Origin of the sequence: Microbispora sp. H10830 (assembly GCF_014161375.1) — a bacterium.
GTDB classification, from domain to species: Bacteria; Actinomycetota; Actinomycetes; order Streptosporangiales; family Streptosporangiaceae; genus Microbispora; species Microbispora catharanthi.
This window is the reverse complement of sequence record NZ_JABBWX010000066.1, coordinates 1-552: the sequence shown is the minus strand read 5'-3', so window position 1 is coordinate 552 and position 552 is coordinate 1. Positions and strand designations below refer to the sequence as shown.

At 69.2% G+C, this 552-nt stretch carries 2 pseudogenes; both read left to right on the top strand.

Annotation, left to right across the window (positions count from 1 at the left end):
- Window positions 1-258 (top strand): annotated as a pseudogene (locus HHX35_RS42430) (hypothetical protein); the annotation flags it as partial.
- Window positions 251-552, top strand: a pseudogene (locus HHX35_RS42425) (ABC transporter permease); the annotation flags it as partial. The pseudogenes HHX35_RS42430 and HHX35_RS42425, both read left to right, overlap by 8 nt.

Genomic DNA, 552 nt, shown 5'->3' with positions numbered 1-552 from the left:
GAGGTGCCCGAGGTGCTGGGTCTGGCCGACCGGGTGCTGGTCGTGCGTGAGGGCCGGATCGTCCACGAGGCGCCGGCCGAGGACCTGGACGAGCACCGGGTGCTCGATCTGGTGATGGTCTCCGCGCAGGAGACACCCGCGCCCGCGCCCGCATCCGATTCCGCGTCCGCGTCCGATTCGGTGTCTGATTCCGGGTCTGTGTCCGATTCCGGGTCCGGTGTAGCTAATCCCCCCTCTGAAGGAGCGTTCGATGACTGAGGTCGATCAGGCCGCGCCGGCCGGTCCGCGCGTGAAGGCGGCGGGCCCGGGCGGGCGGTTCGGCCGGCTGGGTGAGGTCCGGCATCTGGGGTTGGTCGCGGCGCTGGTGCTGCTGGCGATCGTGGGCCTGGTGACCAGGCCGGAGAACTTCGCGACGTCCTCCAATTTGGTGAGCATCCTGGCGCTGGCCTCGACGATCGGGGTGATCACGGTCGGGATGACGTTCGTGATCATCGGTGGTGGTATCGATCTGTCGGTCGGGGCGCTGATGGCGTTGGCGTCGGTGTGGGCGAC